The following is a 15,452-nucleotide window of genomic DNA, read 5'->3' as shown; positions in this document are numbered from 1 at the left end:
CGCAGACATATCTAGGACCGTTTTGTTGTTACGGTGACTGGATACGCTTTGAGCGAACACTGAACTTTGTCCTAGATCAAATTCAAATGCGTTCAACTATAATTTTGTTTAATAGATCAAATTCCAATTGCTCTGGTGTTGCAACATGGGATATATTTATGATCAACTAAATTGCGCTGCATCAAATTGCCGCCTTGCGATCTAAGTTATATGATTGCACACTATTGGTTCCAAATAACAAAGAGAGTTATCTCATGAAACTTGTACACCTAGTGCTATCCGGAGCTCTGGCTTTATCAGCTATGGGCTCTGTCGCTGCTGCACAGGACTTTGATCCGGCCGTCGAAATCGAAACAGCGATTGCTGCAGGCGATCTCGTTGCTGGTGAAAAAATCTTTAAAAAATGCAGTGGTTGCCACAAAGTTGGTGAAAAGGCCAAAAATTCTGTTGGCCCTCAGCTTAACGAATTTTTCGGCCAAGAAATCGGCGAAAGTGAAGGCTATAAATATTCTAAGGGACTGCTGGCTAAAAAGGCAGAAGGTCAGATTTGGGATATCGAAGCACTCGATGCGTTCTTGACAAAGCCCAAAGACTTTATTGCAAAAACCAAAATGACTTTTGCAGGTCTTAAGAAAGAAGATGACCGTGCCAACGTCATCGCCTATCTTGCAAGCATTCAAGACACTGAATAGTTATTTCGCCAATCAATCATTGGCAGATAAAGGGACGCCTTATTGGCGTCCTTTTTTTGTTCACGCCCCAGACATGGGCAACTTGCCCCGCATTGGGGCATGTCACTCATCTTCATTCGACCTTCGTTGCATATGCGCGCATATATTTACGCCATTTGGAGTACCCGCTGTTGACGACAGCTGGTGAGCGCGCCAAAACAGTTTTTAAAAAAACAAAATGCTTCACGCTGGGGACAAGGGTTATGAAGATTGAAGAGCTTGGTGCTCCGGGCTACGAACGTGTGGTCTTGGCGAGCGACAACGCCACAGGATTGCGATCCATCATCGCCATTCACAGCACAAAATTGGGACCAGCGGCGGGCGGTTGTCGCATGTTCAACTATGACAGCATAGACGCCGCAAAGATCGACGTGCTGCGGTTGGCCAAAGGTATGACGTATAAAAACGCAGCCGCAAGTCTTCCGCTTGGAGGTGGCAAGTCGGTCATTATCGCTGATCCACACACCGATAAAACACCAGAACTGATGCAGTCTTTCGGTAAATTCGTCAATCTGTTGGCTGGCACATATTACACGGCTGAAGATGTGGGCATTTCGGTTGAAGACATAGCAGAGGCGGCAAAATTCACCACTTACGCAGCTGGCTTGTCAAATGGGCCGTTCGCCAGTGGCGATCCTTCTCCGGTCACCGCACACGGGGTATTTTTGTGTATGCAGATTGCCGCCAAATATGGTTTGGGGTCGAGCGATCTAAAAGGCAAAACAGTTGCTGTACAGGGGCTTGGCCATGTGGGTATGCATTTGTGCCAGCACTTACATGATGCAGGCGCAACTATTATTGCCACAGACATCAATTCAGCCGCAATTGAGGAAGCCAAATCACGGTTTGGCACGACCATTGTTGAGCCAGATGCGATCTACTCAGTACAGGCCGATATTTTTGCGCCTTGTGCGATGGGGGCTAGCATTTCGTCCACGTCCATCGCTCAACTGAACGCAAAGGTTGTTGCTGGCGCTGCCAACAATCAGTTGGCGGATGAGAATTGCGGGCAACTGCTTGCAGATAAGGGCATTCTTTATGCCCCTGATTATGTGGTTAATGGTGGCGGCATCATCAATGTTGCAGCCGAAATTTTGAAGATTTCAGACCAGGCATGGGTCAATCAAAAAGTTGAGCGGTTGGCAGACACCACCGATCAAATTTTGGGCAAAGCTGCGCGCAATGGCACATTACCGCACATGGTTGCTGACCAGTTTGTCGATGAGATTTTGGCGCGGGCCTAAACCTTGCACCAATGAACAGAAAAGAGGCCGGCAAGCCGACCCCTTCACTGCATGGATATGCGGTAGACCTACTTTTTAGCGAGCAAGTCGCGAATTTCACCAAGCAACACTTCTTCGTTGGAAGCAACTGGTGGCGCTTTGGGCGCAGCTTCCTCTTTTTTCTTCATCGAATTGATGCCTTTGACCACTAAGAATATAGCGAATGCAACAATCAAGAACTTCACAATTGCGTTGATGAACAGGCCGATGTTCAACGTTACTGCACCCGCCTCTTGTGCAGCGGCCAGCGTGGCGTAAGAGCCTGCGGCGTCGTCTTTTAGAACAAGGAACATGTTTGAAAAATCGACGCCACCAATCAGCAAACCAATGACGGGCATAAACACGTCGTCAACAAGTGATCCAACGATCGCGCCAAATGCTGCGCCAATGATCACGCCGACAGCCAAGTCGATCATGTTGCCTTTCATGGCAAACGCTTTAAACTCTTTAAGCATATTGTTCTTTAAACCCTTTTTTTGCCCTATCGTTGAGGGTCAACGCCTGGTTGGCGTACCTCAGCCAAAACCATAACAAAATATTAATTCAAATCAATTGCGTAAACTCTTTGAACAATTTGTTCAAATTTTTAAAACAATAGACTTTATCTCAGAATTAGGGCGTTTCATTTTCGCCCCGTTGGGGTAAAAGAATCGCACCAAATATTTCAACGCGTTAAAGGTGACCCCATGACCATCCGGCAGCATATCGGCGACCTACCAAATTTGGACAATTATGGCCGACAAGTGGCAATTGATACCGAAACAATGGGTCTGAACCCGTTGCGTGATCGCTTGTGCGTGGTTCAACTGTCGCCTGGGGATGGCACAGCCGACGTGGTGAAAATTGAATTGGGACAGACCGAAGCGCCAAACCTGCAAAAATTGCTGGCCGACACGGAACGTACCAAACTTTTTCATTTCGCCCGCTTTGATGTCGCCGCGCTCTATCATGCATTTGGCACTATGACGACACCGTCATATTGCACCAAAATTGCTTCAAAGCTGGTGCGCACCTATACGGACAGGCATGGCCTCAAGGACCTTTCACGCGAATTGCTGGGGGTTGATATGTCCAAGCAGCAACAAAGTTCGGATTGGGGTGCGGAAAAATTGACCAAGGCGCAGCTCGATTATGCGGCAAGCGACGTTTTATATTTGCACGATTTACGCCGCCATTTGGACCGGATGTTAAAACGTGAGGGGCGCATGGAAATGGCGCAAGCCTGTTTTGACTTTTTACCGACCCGTGTGCAGCTTGATTTGGCAGGTTGGCCGGAAACAGATATCTTCGCCCATAGTTAAAACCCAATTGGCGGTCGTGATGGGTGACATAGCAGCAACATTCTCGCAACGCGATATTGATCGATCATTCCGGCAAATCGGACGGCGTCGGGTGCTTGTTTGGGTCCTGCGTTTTATTGTGCCAACAACGGGTGTGGTGCTGTTTGCATATTTGGTATTACCGATCATTTTGGGGGCGTTGTTTCCCGCCGCGCAGTTTGACGCCATTCGAATTTCTAATGATCGTTTGATTATTGATGCGCCGCGCGCAAAAGGAACATTGAGCGACGGTGGCCGTTATCGGATGTCCGCCCACAGCGCTGAAACAGGCTTGGCTGACCAAGATATTGTCGACTTGGTTGATATGGTGGGTGACCTGTTCTTTTTTGATGGCACAACTGCCAAGGTGACATCTGATGATGGGCAATATAGTTTTTTGGATGAAACACTTAAATTATTCACGCGCATCGACATTGTTTCAAGCAATGGCGACAAAGGTACCATCGGGAATGGCGTTGTTTATCTTGCGGAACAACGTTTCACTGGAAAAGATGGGATCAAATTTGAATTTATTGACGGCTCAACACTTGATGCTGCCACAATGAAATATAACTCTCCGCTTGGAAAATGGGAATTTACTGATTTTACGCTGGTTCTTTCGCCGGCCGCTGTTGAAAAGGCTGACCAACAATGAGTGCAAAGGTTTTGATTGGTTTTGTCAGTGCTTGCATATTGTCGCTCGCTGTTTTTGCGGGTGCGGCGACGGGACAATCAAATGAGCAAGTCAACATTACTGGCGATCTATTTGAAATTGATCAACAAGCTCAAACCGCTACCTTTACGGGCAACGTACATGCCATACAGGAAACATTTCAGCTTTGGGCCCCAATTGTCGTTGCTTATTATGGCGATGGCGGTCCGTCTGACCTAACAAAAATCACCGCTGACGGGCGTGTTCGGGTTGAATTTGGCAACCAGAATGCCATTTCAGATCGGGGCCATTATGACCCCAAAACACGGCTATTCACCATGATCGGCAATGTATCTGCGACCCAAAAGGGCAGCGCCGACGTGGTCAACAGTTCTGAAATGGTGATTGATCTAAATGACAATACCACGCGATTTGTAGGGTCTGAAACGGACGGTGGCCGCGTCACGGCTATATTTGGATCTGGAAACTAATATGGCGAGCGAAATCGACCCTACCGGCTGGCTGGTTGCGCATTCCTTGGCCAAATCATATGGCAAAAAAGTGGTCATTCGCGATGTGTCCATTGCGGTAAACCGAGGGGAAGCGGTTGGGTTGTTGGGGCCAAATGGTGCGGGTAAAACTACTGTCTTTTCGATGATCATGGGCATTGTTGCGCCCGACCAGGGCGAAATATTGTTGCATGGCCGCTCGATTACTGGTCTGCCGTTGTTCCAGCGCGGCCGGTTGGGGATGGGTTATTTACCTCAAGAACCCTCAATTTTTCGCGGCATGGATGTAAAAGACAATATTCTGTCTATTCTTGAAGGCCACGTAAAATCGCGAAAAAGCCGCCACGCGCGGTTGGATCAATTGCTTGAAGAATTCTCGATCACCCATATCCGTGATGTAGATGCACTCGCACTTTCAGGCGGTGAACGACGACGGGTGGAAATTGCCCGCGCTCTGGCCGCCGACCCCGCCTTTATGTTGCTTGATGAACCTTTTGCGGGGGTTGATCCGATTGCGGTTGGTGAAATCCAAGGGTTGGTGAAACAACTCACAGACAAAGGCATTGGTGTTTTGATCACCGACCACAATGTGCGCGAAACGCTTGGGCTGGTGGATCGGGCTTACATTATTCATGGTGGTCAAGTGATGGTGCAAGGTCGTCCTGACGACATTTCCAACGACCCTGAGGCGCGGCGCGTCTATTTGGGCGAGAATTTCAGCCTTTAAAAGCCCTACTCCCCTCAGATATTCACAAATTTGCAAGAATGTTGCCACATTAATTGGCATGAAACTTGTATATGCGATGCAAATCGTGGCATTTTCAACGGGCTAACGAATTTTTCAACTTACGGAGCACAACTTTTATGGCGCTGGGTCCACGCCTTGAACTAAGACAAGCACAAACGCTTAAATTGACGCCGCAATTGATGCAGTCAATTAAGCTTTTGCAATTGTCACATCAAGAGTTGAGCACTTTTGTTGAAAGTCAGTTACTACATAACCCCCTATTAGAGCGCAGCGATCCGAACGCTGAAACCGACGGCGATGCAAATCCCTCTGAAACCGACAATATTGTCGTGTCCGACACAGCGCGCGATATAGACAGCCATGCCGACCAAATGGAAAGCGCCACATCTTTAGCCGGCGAAATGGACACCGATGCGTCAAATTTGTTCCCCGAACAGGTGGGGCAAGATTCTGTTTCGCAATCGACAACAAGTTGGCAAGAAAGCCGCGGCCAGAGCATCGGCCCCGAAAAAGCTGATATTGATCAATATATTTCTTCACAAAAATCCCTCGGCGACCATCTGATCGAGCAAGTGCAAATGATTTTGCGGCATCCCGGCGATTTCCTTATCGCCAGCGCAATCATTGAAAATCTCAACGAAGCTGGATATCTCGATAAAGACCTTCATCAGATCGCTGAACAATTGGGCACCGAACTGGGCCATGTCGAAGCTGTGCTTGAAGCCATTCAAGGCTGCGATCCGATCGGCATATTTGCGCGCACGGTGCCTGAATGTCTTGCCATCCAACTGCGTGACAAGAATCGCTTGGACCCGATGATGCAAGCGCTGTTGGATAATATTGAACTGGTCGCAGAACATAAATTCAAAGAATTGATGGCGCTGATTAGTTGCGACCAAGACGATCTCCGGGATATGCTGGGCGAAATCAAACGCTTAAACCCGCGTCCGGGGGCTTCGTTTGAAGGCACAGCCATACAACCCGTCGTGCCCGACGTTTACATTCGCGTGGCTAATGGCGGCGGCTGGCAAATCGAACTGAATAGTGACGTGCTGCCAAATGTACTGATCAATCGCACCTACTATGCTGAAGTTTCAGCAAAAGCCAAAAAGGGCGAAGAAAAAACCTATTTGCAAGACTGCATGCAAACCGCCAATTGGCTGACCAAAAGTCTCGATCAACGGGCGCAAACCATTCTCAAAGTCACGAGCGAAATTGCTAGGTTGCAAGATGGGTTTTTGTTGCATGGCGTCACGCACCTCAAACCCATGACGCTCAAAATGGTCGCTGAAGCGGTGGATATGCACGAAAGCACCATTAGCCGGGTTACCGCCAATAAATATGTCTCTACGACGCGAGGACTATTTGAATTGCGCTACTTCTTTACCAGCGCCATTTCAAGTTCAACCAGTGGCGATGACGACCACTCAGCGGCGGCAGTGCGGCATGAAATCAAGTTGTTGATCGATGCTGAGGATCCTAAAAAGATTCTATCTGACGACAAGCTTGCGGTTATTTTGAATGAGAAGCACCAAATGGGCATCGCGCGGCGAACGGTTGCCAAATATCGCGAGGCGATGGGCATCCCCTCGTCTGTGCTACGACGTCGGCAAAAGCGCGAGATGATGAGCTAGTTGGCGCAAGGTTTCGTCCGAGTTAGAAAATAGACCAATCTAACTCGCGAATGACCTGCTCAAGCATTTGGGTGCCAATCAATGAGTTGCCGTTTTTGTTAAGCCCAGGTGACCACACCGCGATGGAGGCAACATTGGGCACCACGGCCAAAATCATGCCGCTCACGCCACTTTTCGCTGGCACACCAACACGATAAGCAAAATCCCCCGAACCGTCATAATGTCCGCATGTAATCATGATCGCTGCGATGCGCTTTGCGCGTCGGTGGGAAACAATTCTTGCCTCCCCAGCTCCAATCGCCCCACCGAAAGCCAAAAACCGCCCGGCACGCGAAAGCTGCACGCATGACATAGACAAAGCGCACTGGTGAAAATAAACACCCAAAGTGTGATCAACTTGATTATTAAAGTTTCCGTAAGACGCCAGATAATGGGCCAGCGCGCGGTTGCGGTGTCCGGTTTCTGTTTCCGATTGGGCAACAGCTTTATCTATATGGATCGTTTCATCATCCGCCAATGCACGCACAAAACTCAATATTTCAGCCAACGCCTCTTTGGGCTGATAGTTTGACAGAATTGAATCCGTGACCACAAGCGCGCCAGCATTTACAAATGGATTGCGGGGGATGCCGTTTTCATGTTCCAGCTGCAAAATGGAATCAAATGCCGAACCCGATGGTTCACGCCCAACGCGATTCCACAATCTATCCCCAACAGTGCCCAAGGCCAACGCTAGCGTGAACACCTTTGACACTGACTGAATGGTGCTTTGTTCGTCGCAATCGCCGGCGCTGATGGTCGCGCCATTTGCAAGCGTGATGGCAATCCCAGCTTTTTGTGGGTCAACCTTTGCCAGTTCGGGAATATAGGACGCCACATTGCCGCGTTCTTGGAGCTCGGCCGCGCGTTCAATCGTTCTTGCTGCCGCTAGCTCAATTTTATAACGATCAATTTCCACAATCAGAACCTTAGGGTCACAACTCACTAAATCACCAAGGTGAAACTCAAGCAACTTTTACGTATATTGAAAACCCGTCATTAGTTGAACGCAACGACAACAGACAAAACCTTGCGTGCTGGGCTAATGTCAATAATCTGGTTCACGGCCAAAAGCTAAAAGCCAAGACTTCCCAACAATCAGATTTTTCAGGTTATTAAAGGCAAGTGACCCAGATCAACGACCAAAATTTGAGAATTTCGCATAGAATTAACTGCGCCGCGAAAAGCGGGGTGATTCATGAGTGCATAGCTAGATATGGTAGCGGTTTTTTTAAGGAAGTGGAAGGGTTTTAGGCAAGATAATCGCAGAATTGAGCGATTGCTTTATCGCCATTTCCGGCGCTACACTTTCACTTGTGAGGACAATTGTTCTCGGCTTTTCAGCCCTTCAATAATTTTAACGAAATGGGGTACAAAATGAACTTACGTGTTTCAGGCAAGAACATGGATGTCGGTGATGCATTGCGCACAAAGGCATTGGACCATCTGGAATCTGCGGTCACCAAATATTTTGACGGTGGATATGATGGACATCTCACATTGGAACATGAGGGCAAACGCTTTAGTGCAGACTGCCTCGTTCATTTGGACACAGGCATCGTCTTACAAGCCAGCGCCATCGCCGGTGATGCAATTTCTGCATTCGAAACAGCCGCGGGGCACATTGAAAAACGGCTTCGCCGCTACAAACGCAAGTTGAAAAATCATCGCCGTGTTGCAGGTAGCTCGCCAACCGCCCAATCATATATTTTGGCATCGCCAGAATTAGAAGAAGAAGTTGAGGAAGACTTCTCACCAGCAGTCATTGCAGAATCAACTTCTGACCTGCATTCGATGAGCGTGGGCGAAGCGGTAATGGAACTTGACCTGTCGCAGCAAGATGTTCTTGTTTTCCGCCATGCTGGACATGGACGCGTTAATGTGGTTTATCGCCGGGCTGACGGAAACATTGGCTGGGTTGACCCAGCCCAACAAGACGCTTAAAACGCGCCACTCCGGTTGATCACTTAAGAGAGATTTTGAATGGAACTCGCTGACATCCTTACGAAGGAAGCCATTGTGCCTTGTGCCAAGGCCACATGTAAGCGGCAATTGTTGCAACTTGCAGCAGACAAAGCAGCTGAACTTGTTGGTGGCGATGCCCATGAGATTTTCAAAACATTGACCGAACGCGAACAATTAGGCACAACGGGGCTTGGCGATGGTATTGCCATCCCCCACGGTAAAATTGAAGGCCTAAAAGGGGTTACGTGCGTCTTTATCCGGCTCGATCACCCAATTGATTTTGAAGCTGTTGACGAGAAGCCGGTTGATCTGGCTTTTGTATTGCTGGCCCCTAAAGGCGCTGGTGCTGACCATCTCAAAGCTCTGTCCCGCATTGCCCGCCTTGTGCGCTCCAACAATGTGGCCAAACAAGCCCGCACTATTCGTGATGCAGACGAGCTTTACGACCTATTGACCAGTGCCAAAGGGCAGTCGAACGCGGCCTAGTTCACACATCAGAATTTGACACATTGTTAACGTTGGCGCACCTTCAAGGTCTTATTATTGAGATTGGGAGGGCGATATGTTTCGGTTTCTTATTGGTGCGCTACTTTTTACACCAACCATGGCGAGCGCAATGGAATTCACCTTTTCATGGGGTGAGACACCCGCCTGCAATACGGGTTGGCCGGACACCATTGGCAGCCCACAATTTGATGTTAGCGACGTGCCTGAGGGCACAATTAAACTCAATTTCAGCGTACAAGATTTGGACGCGCCCGGATTTAGCCATGGCGGCGGTACCATCAGTTATGACGGAGAAAGCGCGATTGGCGCTGGGGCATTCATGTATAAAGGTCCTTGCCCACCGAACGGGAAACATGAATATCAGTGGACCATGACCGCACTTGATTTTTACGGTGCTAAACTTGAGCAGGCAACAGCCACGCTCAATTTCCCTGAATAGCCGGTTGATCGCATTTGCGGCTAGTGCCGCACGGTCATATTGTGTCCGGTTTCGTCAAGCCATTGATGAATGGCCGCGCTGTCATCGGTGATAAGAACTGGTGTGCCATCCGCTGCAAACAAAGCCTCGAACTCGGCCTGTTCGGGGGCGTCCTTGGCTTCTGGGAACATCGTTTTGAGTTGTTTGCCGGTGAGGTGACGGCGATAAACGATTTTGTTTTCGCCCAACGCCAAGAAATCTTCTTTGCTCAGTGGGGCTGGATGTGTGTGGTGGGCCATTTTGTTACTCCTTGTGCGCACAATCTTGTCGCGTTTGCTCATCCAAGAGTTCTTCGTCCTAAAAAAGCACGGCGAACACTTTGGTGCAGTGCCTAATTGGCTGACTTGATTTTGATCCGTTTGGTCACTTTTTCGATATTGGGCCGCCGGATCATGACATTGAGCAAACCATCGCGCAGGTCTGCGCCCTCAACCAACATGGCTTCGGCCAGCAAAAAGCTGCGTTGGAATTGCCGTGCAGCAATGCCGCGATGCAAAAACTCGCGCGCTGGATCATCGGCCTGTCGCCCGCGGATTAATAGCTGATTGTCTTCAAGCGTGATTTCCAACTCGTCTTCGGCAAAACCTGCAACAGCGATTGATATCTGAAAAGTTTCAGATCCATCTTCTGCCGCGACGCGTTCAATATTGTAAGGTGGATAACCGTCCGCTGCCTTTGCCAACCGGTCAAGGCGCTGTTCAAACTCGTCAAAGCCGAGCAAAAATGGTGAGGAGAAGAATGACATACGTGACATAGCGTTTTTCGTAAGAGCGATTGCAACCTGCCAAACGCTCAACCGTCCTTTTTTAAAGCAACTTTTGTGGCCCGCGATGCGGCACCGTATTATCGATATGGTTCGGCTTGTGTCAAAGTTCAAGTCAAAAGCCAAAAACACTCATTATCTCGATATTGCCGCAAATTTGTTTCCCCCCTAGTTTGGGGCGTAATCAATCAAGGATCGCCAATGTTTATTTCCGTTGTCATGCCCGCATATAAAGCAGAGCACACCATCGCGCACAGTGTACAAAGCGCACTGGATCAGGTGCACAATAATTTCGAGCTGGTGATTTCGATTGATGATCAGGTTGACTATCCTAAATTGTTAGCCGACAGCGGTATTAATGATCCACGATTGGTTTTTACCGATACAGGCGCAGTGGGTACCGGATCGTCTAACGCGCGTAATGTTGGGCTCAACAAGGCTACGGGCCGCTACATCGCTGTACTTGACGCCGACGATCAATTTGCGCCAACCAAGCTTGGGCGCGTGGCAACGGCTCTTGAACAATATCCATTGGTGACCACGGGGCTTGATGTAATGGATGATGTTGGTCAGCACTTGCGCTATGTGGGCTGCGGGGGCAATAATCGGCTCTTAGCGGCAGCGGATTACAAGTTTACCAATATATCGATGGACAGTATGGTGGCGCATGATCGAGAACGCGTTCCCGTTCAATATGACATTGATCTGCCCTGCCTCGTAGATCTTGGGTTGATGCTGGATGCCTTTTGCTATGTGGAGGGTAGTTTTCACCTCGCTCAACCCCTGCACCGATATTACAAACAGCGGCAATCGATCAGCATTGGGCCTGAAGCTAGCCAAAGATATGTGCGAATCAAAAGGCTGCTTTTGGAGCGCCTGCAATCCAGTCATTATCCGCTTTTTGGTGGGGAAACCGCGATACAGGGACTAATATCCTTCCTTGAACACTCATTGGCCGCAGAAAAATTGTTCGACGCGCAATGCCAGATGAATCCATCGCTAATATTCGAAGACCACCTCGAATCAAGGCTGAAAGTTTTACTGGGCGATCAAGATTCGGCGCAATATTGATAATATGTGAGTCTTGTCAGACAATTACATCAAAATTATTTTGATTTGTGGTTGCACCAATCACCAAAAGAAGCTTTGTTACGTCTGCTTGCGGCGTCCGAGTGCCGCAAATGATAATTGGAGGGAAACATTATCATGAAGAAATTAGGAAGGCTGTTGGCAGCAACGGCTCTCATGAGTGCAGCGGTTATGGGCTCAGCCTACGCCAAAACACTTGTTTATTGTTCTGAAGGTTCACCAGAAGGTTTTGACGTTGCACCATATACATCTGGTACAACGTTTGATGCCTCATCTAAGCCACTTTACAACCGTTTGGTTGAATTCAAGCGCGGCACATCTCAGGTAATTCCTGGTTTGGCTGAAAGCTGGGAAGTGTCTGAAGATGGTTTGGAATATACATTCAACCTTCGTAAAGGCGTAAAGTTCCACACAACAAGTTACTTTACACCATCACGTGATTTCAATGCCGACGACGTGTTGTTCTCATTTGATCGTCAGCGCAATGCTGACCACGCATGGTACGAATATGTACCAGGCATCTCTTGGGAATATTTCAACGGCATGTCCATGCCAGACCTGATCAGCGATATCGTTAAAGTTGACGATTACACTGTGAAGTTTGTGCTGACACGCCCTGAAGCACCAATGGTTGCTAACCTTGCAATGGACTTTGCTTCAATCGTATCTGCAGAATATGCAGACCAATTGACAGCATCTGGCACACAAGAAATGCTCAACCAAGAGCCAATTGGCACAGGTCCATTTAGCTTTGTTGCTTACCAAAAAGATGCTGTGATCCGTTATGCGGCACACGGCGATTATTGGGGTGGCAAGCAGCCAATCGATGATTTGGTGTTCGCAATTACAACTGACGCTGCTGTGCGCGGCCAAAAGTTGAAAGCGGGCGAATGTGACGTTGCTCCATATCCTAACCCAGCTGATATTGAAAACCTCAAAGCTGATTCAAACTTGGTTATGTTGGAACAACAAGGCTTGAACGTTGGCTACCTTGCATACAACACGCAAGTTGCTCCGTTTGATAATGCTAAAGTGCGTAAAGCGCTAAACATGGCAATCAACAAACAAGCGATTCTTGACGCTGTATTCCAAGGCGCTGGTTCTGCTGCGAAAAACCCAATTCCACCAACCATGTGGTCTTACAACGATGCGATCGTTGACGATGCATACGATCCAGCTGCTTCAAAAGCGATGCTTGAAGCTGAAGGCGTAACTGGTCTTGAAATGGAAGTTTGGGCAATGCCTGTTCAACGTCCATACAACCCAAATGCCCGTCGTATGGCTGAATTGATCCAGGCTGACTTTGCTGAAGTTGGCGTTGACGTGACAATCGTTTCTTACGAGTGGGGTGAGTACCTTGCACGTTCGAAAGAGTTGGATCGTAAAGGTGCAGTTCTTCTTGGTTGGACCGGGGACAATGGTGATCCTGACAACTTCCTAGCGGTTCTTTTGGGCTGTGATGGTGTTGGTGGTTCAAACCGTGCTCAGTGGTGTAATGAAGAATTTGATGCTTTGACACTTAAAGCAAAAATTGTTTCAGACGCCGCAGAACGCACCAAGCTTTATGAAGAAGCACAGGTTGTGTTCAAGCGTGAAGCACCTTGGGCAACTATTGCGCACTCAACTGTGTTCATGCCAATGTCTACAAAAGTCAAAGGCTATGTAATGGACCCATTGGGCGGTCATTGGTTTGACGGTGTTGATCTGGACCAGTAGGTCTTGGATCGAACTTAAGGGGACTGAAGCAGGCGCTGTATTTTGCAGCGCCTGTTTTCTTAGAAAAAAAGAATGTTCAAATTCATCATCAATAGACTGGCACTCATTGTGCCCACATTTTTCGGCATCACGATCGTAGCTTTTGGCTTCGTGCGTGTTTTGCCCGGCGATCCCATCCTAGCGCTCGCGGGAGAGCGCGGGGTAAAGCCAGAGCGCTATCAAGAGCTCTTGGTCCAGTTTGGTTTTGATAAACCAATTTGGGAACAGTATTTCACCTATCTCGTTAACCTGTTTCAAGGCGATTTTGGTACATCAATTTCCACCAAGCGCCCAGTCCTGGACGAGTTTTTGACCCTTTTTCCCGCGACCATGGAACTCGCACTTTGTGCCATCATTTTCGCGATTCTGCTGGGCATTCCAGCTGGCATTATCTCAGCGGTCAAACGCGGGTCTTGGTTTGATCAACTGGCCATGGGCACAGCGCTTGCCGGTTATTCCATGCCGATTTTTTGGTGGGGGCTTTTGCTCATCATCTTCTTTTCGGGCACATTGGGATGGACGCCAGTATCGGGACGTATCTCGCTGATCTATTTTTTCCCGCAAGTCACGGGCTTCATGTTGATCGACAGTATCTTGTCGGGTCAGCAGGGCGCGTTTAAATCCGCGTTCATGCATTTGATCTTGCCAACCATTGTGTTGGGGACAATCCCGCTCGCAGTGATCGCGCGGCAAACCCGTTCGGCCATGCTGGAAGTTTTGGGTGAAGATTATGTACGCACCGCACGCGCTAAGGGGCTTGGCCAAGTGCAGGTGATCGGCGTGCATGCTTTGCGCAATGCGCTCATTCCGGTGATCACCACGATTGGGTTGCAGGTGGGTGTTTTGCTTGCCGGGGCGATTTTAACGGAAACCATTTTCTCGTGGCCGGGTATCGGCAAGTGGATGGTGGACAGTATCTTTAGACGGGACTACCCGTCTGTGCAGGGTGGCTTAGTGCTGATTGCATTGATCGTGATGGTGGTGAACCTGACCGTTGATGTGCTTTATGGCTTTATCAACCCGCGCATCAGGCATCAGTGAGGATATTCAGATGACTGATACACAAACAACAAAAGTTGACCAGTCTGTGGTCAAAGCAGAAGCGCGCAATGCGCAGCTGCAAATGCTGCAAGAATTCTGGCACTATTTTAGCGCCAACAAAGGGGCCGTAATTGGCCTCGTCATTGTCGGCATCATGATTTTCGTTGCCGCGTTCGCGCCTTGGATTGCCCCGCACGATGCGGGTCAGCAATATCGCGATGCGTTTTTGATGCCCCCTGTTTGGGAAACCGGTGGCAGTTGGAAATTCATTCTTGGCACTGACGCTGTTGGGCGGGACATGTTGTCGCGCCTCATCCATGGGTCGCGCTTCTCGCTATTTATCGGCGTGATCGTTGTGTCGATCTCTTTGACTGGCGGCATTATCATTGGCCTTGTGGCGGGGTATTTCCGCGGCTGGGTTGATGGCATTATTATGCGGGTAATGGACATCATTCTCGCCTTCCCATCTTTGCTAATGGCGTTGGTGCTGGTGGCGGTGTTGGGCCCAGGTTTGGTGAACGCCATGATTGCGATTGCGATCGTGTTGCAGCCACACTTTGCGCGGCTTACACGCGCCGCGGTGATGAGCGAAGCCAGCCGCGAATATGTAACCTCAGCGCAAGTAGCAGGTGCTGGGCATATGCGGTTAATGTTCAAGACCATATTACCGAACTGTTTGGCACCGCTGATCGTTCAAGCAACATTGTCGTTCTCAACCGCGATTTTGGACGCAGCAGCCCTCGGGTTCTTGGGCATGGGCGCACAGCCCCCAACCCCTGAATGGGGCACAATGCTTGCTGAAGCACGAGAATTTGTGTTGCGGGCATGGTGGGTCGTGACCTTCCCAGGGATTGCCATTCTTGTCACCGTTTTGGCCATCAATTTGGTGGGCGATGGTTTGCGTGATGCGCTTGATCCCAAATTGAAGCGGAGTTAGGG

18 protein-coding genes are annotated in these 15,452 nt (G+C 49.0%); 14 read left to right on the top strand and 4 right to left on the bottom strand.

Annotated features, from left to right (window positions below; all coding sequences use genetic code 11):
- Positions 1-254: 254 nt before the first annotated feature.
- Positions 255-692: a c-type cytochrome gene (locus tag ACJAZW_RS04200; protein WP_415155620.1), complete on the top strand. Its 438-nt coding sequence runs from the start codon at positions 255-257 to the stop codon at positions 690-692.
- 242 nt (positions 693-934) lie between these two features.
- Positions 935-1,975 (top strand): Leu/Phe/Val dehydrogenase, encoded by a 1,041-nt coding sequence (locus tag ACJAZW_RS04195; RefSeq protein ID WP_415155619.1) that lies wholly within the window; start codon positions 935-937, stop codon positions 1,973-1,975.
- A gap of 68 nt (positions 1,976-2,043) precedes the next feature.
- Here the strand turns inward: ACJAZW_RS04195 and mscL are convergent, their stop codons facing one another.
- Positions 2,044-2,469: a large conductance mechanosensitive channel protein MscL gene (gene mscL / locus ACJAZW_RS04190; RefSeq protein WP_415155618.1), complete on the bottom strand. Its 426-nt coding sequence runs from the start codon at positions 2,467-2,469 to the stop codon at positions 2,044-2,046.
- Positions 2,470-2,700: 231 nt separating this feature from the next.
- Here mscL and ACJAZW_RS04185 point away from each other — a divergent pair, with 231 nt between their 5' ends.
- The 5 genes from ACJAZW_RS04185 (at position 2,701) to rpoN (ending at position 6,876) form a co-directional block, all read left to right on the top strand.
- Positions 2,701-3,315 (top strand): ribonuclease D, encoded by a 615-nt coding sequence (locus ACJAZW_RS04185; protein WP_415155617.1) that lies wholly within the window; start codon positions 2,701-2,703, stop codon positions 3,313-3,315.
- A 19-nt stretch (positions 3,316-3,334) separates the two neighbouring features.
- The gene (locus tag ACJAZW_RS04180) at positions 3,335-3,988 is read left to right on the top strand and encodes a hypothetical protein (protein WP_415155616.1); all 654 of its coding nucleotides are present in this window, start codon (positions 3,335-3,337) and stop codon (positions 3,986-3,988) included.
- Positions 3,985-4,476 (top strand): LptA/OstA family protein, encoded by a 492-nt coding sequence (locus ACJAZW_RS04175; protein ID WP_415155615.1) that lies wholly within the window; start codon positions 3,985-3,987, stop codon positions 4,474-4,476. The genes ACJAZW_RS04180 and ACJAZW_RS04175 overlap by 4 nt, the downstream gene beginning before the upstream one ends.
- Positions 4,460-5,221 carry an LPS export ABC transporter ATP-binding protein gene (gene lptB / locus ACJAZW_RS04170; RefSeq protein WP_415155650.1) on the top strand — a complete coding sequence of 254 codons (762 nt, stop codon included), beginning with the start codon at positions 4,460-4,462 and terminating at the stop codon, positions 5,219-5,221. The genes ACJAZW_RS04175 and lptB overlap by 17 nt, the downstream gene beginning before the upstream one ends.
- A gap of 137 nt (positions 5,222-5,358) precedes the next feature.
- Entirely contained in the window at positions 5,359-6,876 is a 1,518-nt protein-coding gene (gene rpoN / locus ACJAZW_RS04165) for an RNA polymerase factor sigma-54 (RefSeq protein ID WP_415155614.1), read from the top strand.
- 22 nt (positions 6,877-6,898) lie between these two features.
- Here rpoN and ACJAZW_RS04160 read toward each other — a convergent pair whose 3' ends face one another.
- The gene (locus tag ACJAZW_RS04160; protein WP_415155649.1) at positions 6,899-7,813 is read right to left on the bottom strand and encodes a glutaminase; all 915 of its coding nucleotides are present in this window, start codon (positions 7,811-7,813) and stop codon (positions 6,899-6,901) included.
- 479 nt (positions 7,814-8,292) lie between these two features.
- On the opposite strand from ACJAZW_RS04160, the gene hpf reads away from it, so the two are divergent.
- From hpf to ACJAZW_RS04145, 3 genes are all read left to right on the top strand, one after another.
- Positions 8,293-8,859 carry a ribosome hibernation-promoting factor, HPF/YfiA family gene (gene hpf / locus ACJAZW_RS04155; protein WP_415155613.1) on the top strand — a complete coding sequence of 189 codons (567 nt, stop codon included), beginning with the start codon at positions 8,293-8,295 and terminating at the stop codon, positions 8,857-8,859.
- Positions 8,860-8,898: 39 nt separating this feature from the next.
- Complete coding sequence (ptsN, locus tag ACJAZW_RS04150) at positions 8,899-9,366, top strand: PTS IIA-like nitrogen regulatory protein PtsN (protein WP_415155612.1); 468 nt, start codon at positions 8,899-8,901, stop codon at positions 9,364-9,366.
- Positions 9,367-9,442: 76 nt separating this feature from the next.
- On the top strand, positions 9,443-9,826 hold the full coding sequence (locus ACJAZW_RS04145; protein ID WP_415155611.1) for a YbhB/YbcL family Raf kinase inhibitor-like protein: 384 nt from the start codon (positions 9,443-9,445) through the stop codon (positions 9,824-9,826).
- 20 nt (positions 9,827-9,846) lie between these two features.
- Here ACJAZW_RS04145 and ACJAZW_RS04140 read toward each other — a convergent pair whose 3' ends face one another.
- Together ACJAZW_RS04140 and ACJAZW_RS04135 are read right to left on the bottom strand one after the other, a co-directional pair.
- A complete protein-coding gene (locus ACJAZW_RS04140; RefSeq protein ID WP_415155610.1) occupies positions 9,847-10,104 on the bottom strand; it encodes a DUF1150 family protein in 258 nt (85 codons plus the stop codon).
- A 92-nt stretch (positions 10,105-10,196) separates the two neighbouring features.
- Positions 10,197-10,619: an Hsp20 family protein gene (locus ACJAZW_RS04135; protein WP_415155609.1), complete on the bottom strand. Its 423-nt coding sequence runs from the start codon at positions 10,617-10,619 to the stop codon at positions 10,197-10,199.
- A gap of 210 nt (positions 10,620-10,829) precedes the next feature.
- Here ACJAZW_RS04135 and ACJAZW_RS04130 point away from each other — a divergent pair, with 210 nt between their 5' ends.
- The 4 genes from ACJAZW_RS04130 to ACJAZW_RS04115 all read left to right on the top strand — a co-directional run bounded on the left by ACJAZW_RS04130 (position 10,830) and on the right by ACJAZW_RS04115 (position 15,450).
- A complete protein-coding gene (locus ACJAZW_RS04130; protein ID WP_415155608.1) occupies positions 10,830-11,699 on the top strand; it encodes a glycosyltransferase family 2 protein in 870 nt (289 codons plus the stop codon).
- Positions 11,700-11,834: 135 nt separating this feature from the next.
- Positions 11,835-13,433 (top strand): ABC transporter substrate-binding protein, encoded by a 1,599-nt coding sequence (locus ACJAZW_RS04125; RefSeq protein ID WP_415155607.1) that lies wholly within the window; start codon positions 11,835-11,837, stop codon positions 13,431-13,433.
- 72 nt (positions 13,434-13,505) lie between these two features.
- Positions 13,506-14,513, top strand: a complete 1,008-nt coding sequence (locus ACJAZW_RS04120) for an ABC transporter permease subunit (RefSeq protein ID WP_415155606.1) — start codon at positions 13,506-13,508, stop codon at positions 14,511-14,513.
- An 82-nt stretch (positions 14,514-14,595) separates the two neighbouring features.
- Positions 14,596-15,450: an ABC transporter permease subunit gene (locus tag ACJAZW_RS04115; RefSeq protein WP_415155648.1), complete on the top strand. Its 855-nt coding sequence runs from the start codon at positions 14,596-14,598 to the stop codon at positions 15,448-15,450.
- Positions 15,451-15,452 lie beyond the last annotated feature (2 nt).

The sequence above is a fragment of the Maritalea sp. genome, from assembly GCF_047634455.1.
Lineage (GTDB): Bacteria > Pseudomonadota > Alphaproteobacteria > Rhizobiales > Devosiaceae > Maritalea.
This window is presented reverse-complemented; position numbering and strand designations above follow the sequence as displayed.

Coding starts and splice junctions, on each gene's coding strand:
- ACJAZW_RS04200 (WP_415155620.1), top strand. CDS start 255: ATGAAACTTGTACACCTAGTGCTATCCGGAGCTCTGGCTTTATCAGCT.
- ACJAZW_RS04195 (WP_415155619.1), top strand. CDS start 935: ATGAAGATTGAAGAGCTTGGTGCTCCGGGCTACGAACGTGTGGTCTTG.
- mscL (WP_415155618.1), bottom strand. CDS start 2,469: ATGCTTAAAGAGTTTAAAGCGTTTGCCATGAAAGGCAACATGATCGAC.
- ACJAZW_RS04185 (WP_415155617.1), top strand. CDS start 2,701: ATGACCATCCGGCAGCATATCGGCGACCTACCAAATTTGGACAATTAT.
- ACJAZW_RS04180 (WP_415155616.1), top strand. CDS start 3,335: ATGGGTGACATAGCAGCAACATTCTCGCAACGCGATATTGATCGATCA.
- ACJAZW_RS04175 (WP_415155615.1), top strand. CDS start 3,985: ATGAGTGCAAAGGTTTTGATTGGTTTTGTCAGTGCTTGCATATTGTCG.
- rpoN (WP_415155614.1), top strand. CDS start 5,359: ATGGCGCTGGGTCCACGCCTTGAACTAAGACAAGCACAAACGCTTAAA.
- hpf (WP_415155613.1), top strand. CDS start 8,293: ATGAACTTACGTGTTTCAGGCAAGAACATGGATGTCGGTGATGCATTG.
- ptsN (WP_415155612.1), top strand. CDS start 8,899: ATGGAACTCGCTGACATCCTTACGAAGGAAGCCATTGTGCCTTGTGCC.
- ACJAZW_RS04145 (WP_415155611.1), top strand. CDS start 9,443: ATGTTTCGGTTTCTTATTGGTGCGCTACTTTTTACACCAACCATGGCG.
- ACJAZW_RS04140 (WP_415155610.1), bottom strand. CDS start 10,104: ATGGCCCACCACACACATCCAGCCCCACTGAGCAAAGAAGATTTCTTG.
- ACJAZW_RS04135 (WP_415155609.1), bottom strand. CDS start 10,619: ATGTCACGTATGTCATTCTTCTCCTCACCATTTTTGCTCGGCTTTGAC.
- ACJAZW_RS04130 (WP_415155608.1), top strand. CDS start 10,830: ATGTTTATTTCCGTTGTCATGCCCGCATATAAAGCAGAGCACACCATC.
- ACJAZW_RS04125 (WP_415155607.1), top strand. CDS start 11,835: ATGAAGAAATTAGGAAGGCTGTTGGCAGCAACGGCTCTCATGAGTGCA.
- ACJAZW_RS04120 (WP_415155606.1), top strand. CDS start 13,506: ATGTTCAAATTCATCATCAATAGACTGGCACTCATTGTGCCCACATTT.
- ACJAZW_RS04115 (WP_415155648.1), top strand. CDS start 14,596: ATGCTGCAAGAATTCTGGCACTATTTTAGCGCCAACAAAGGGGCCGTA.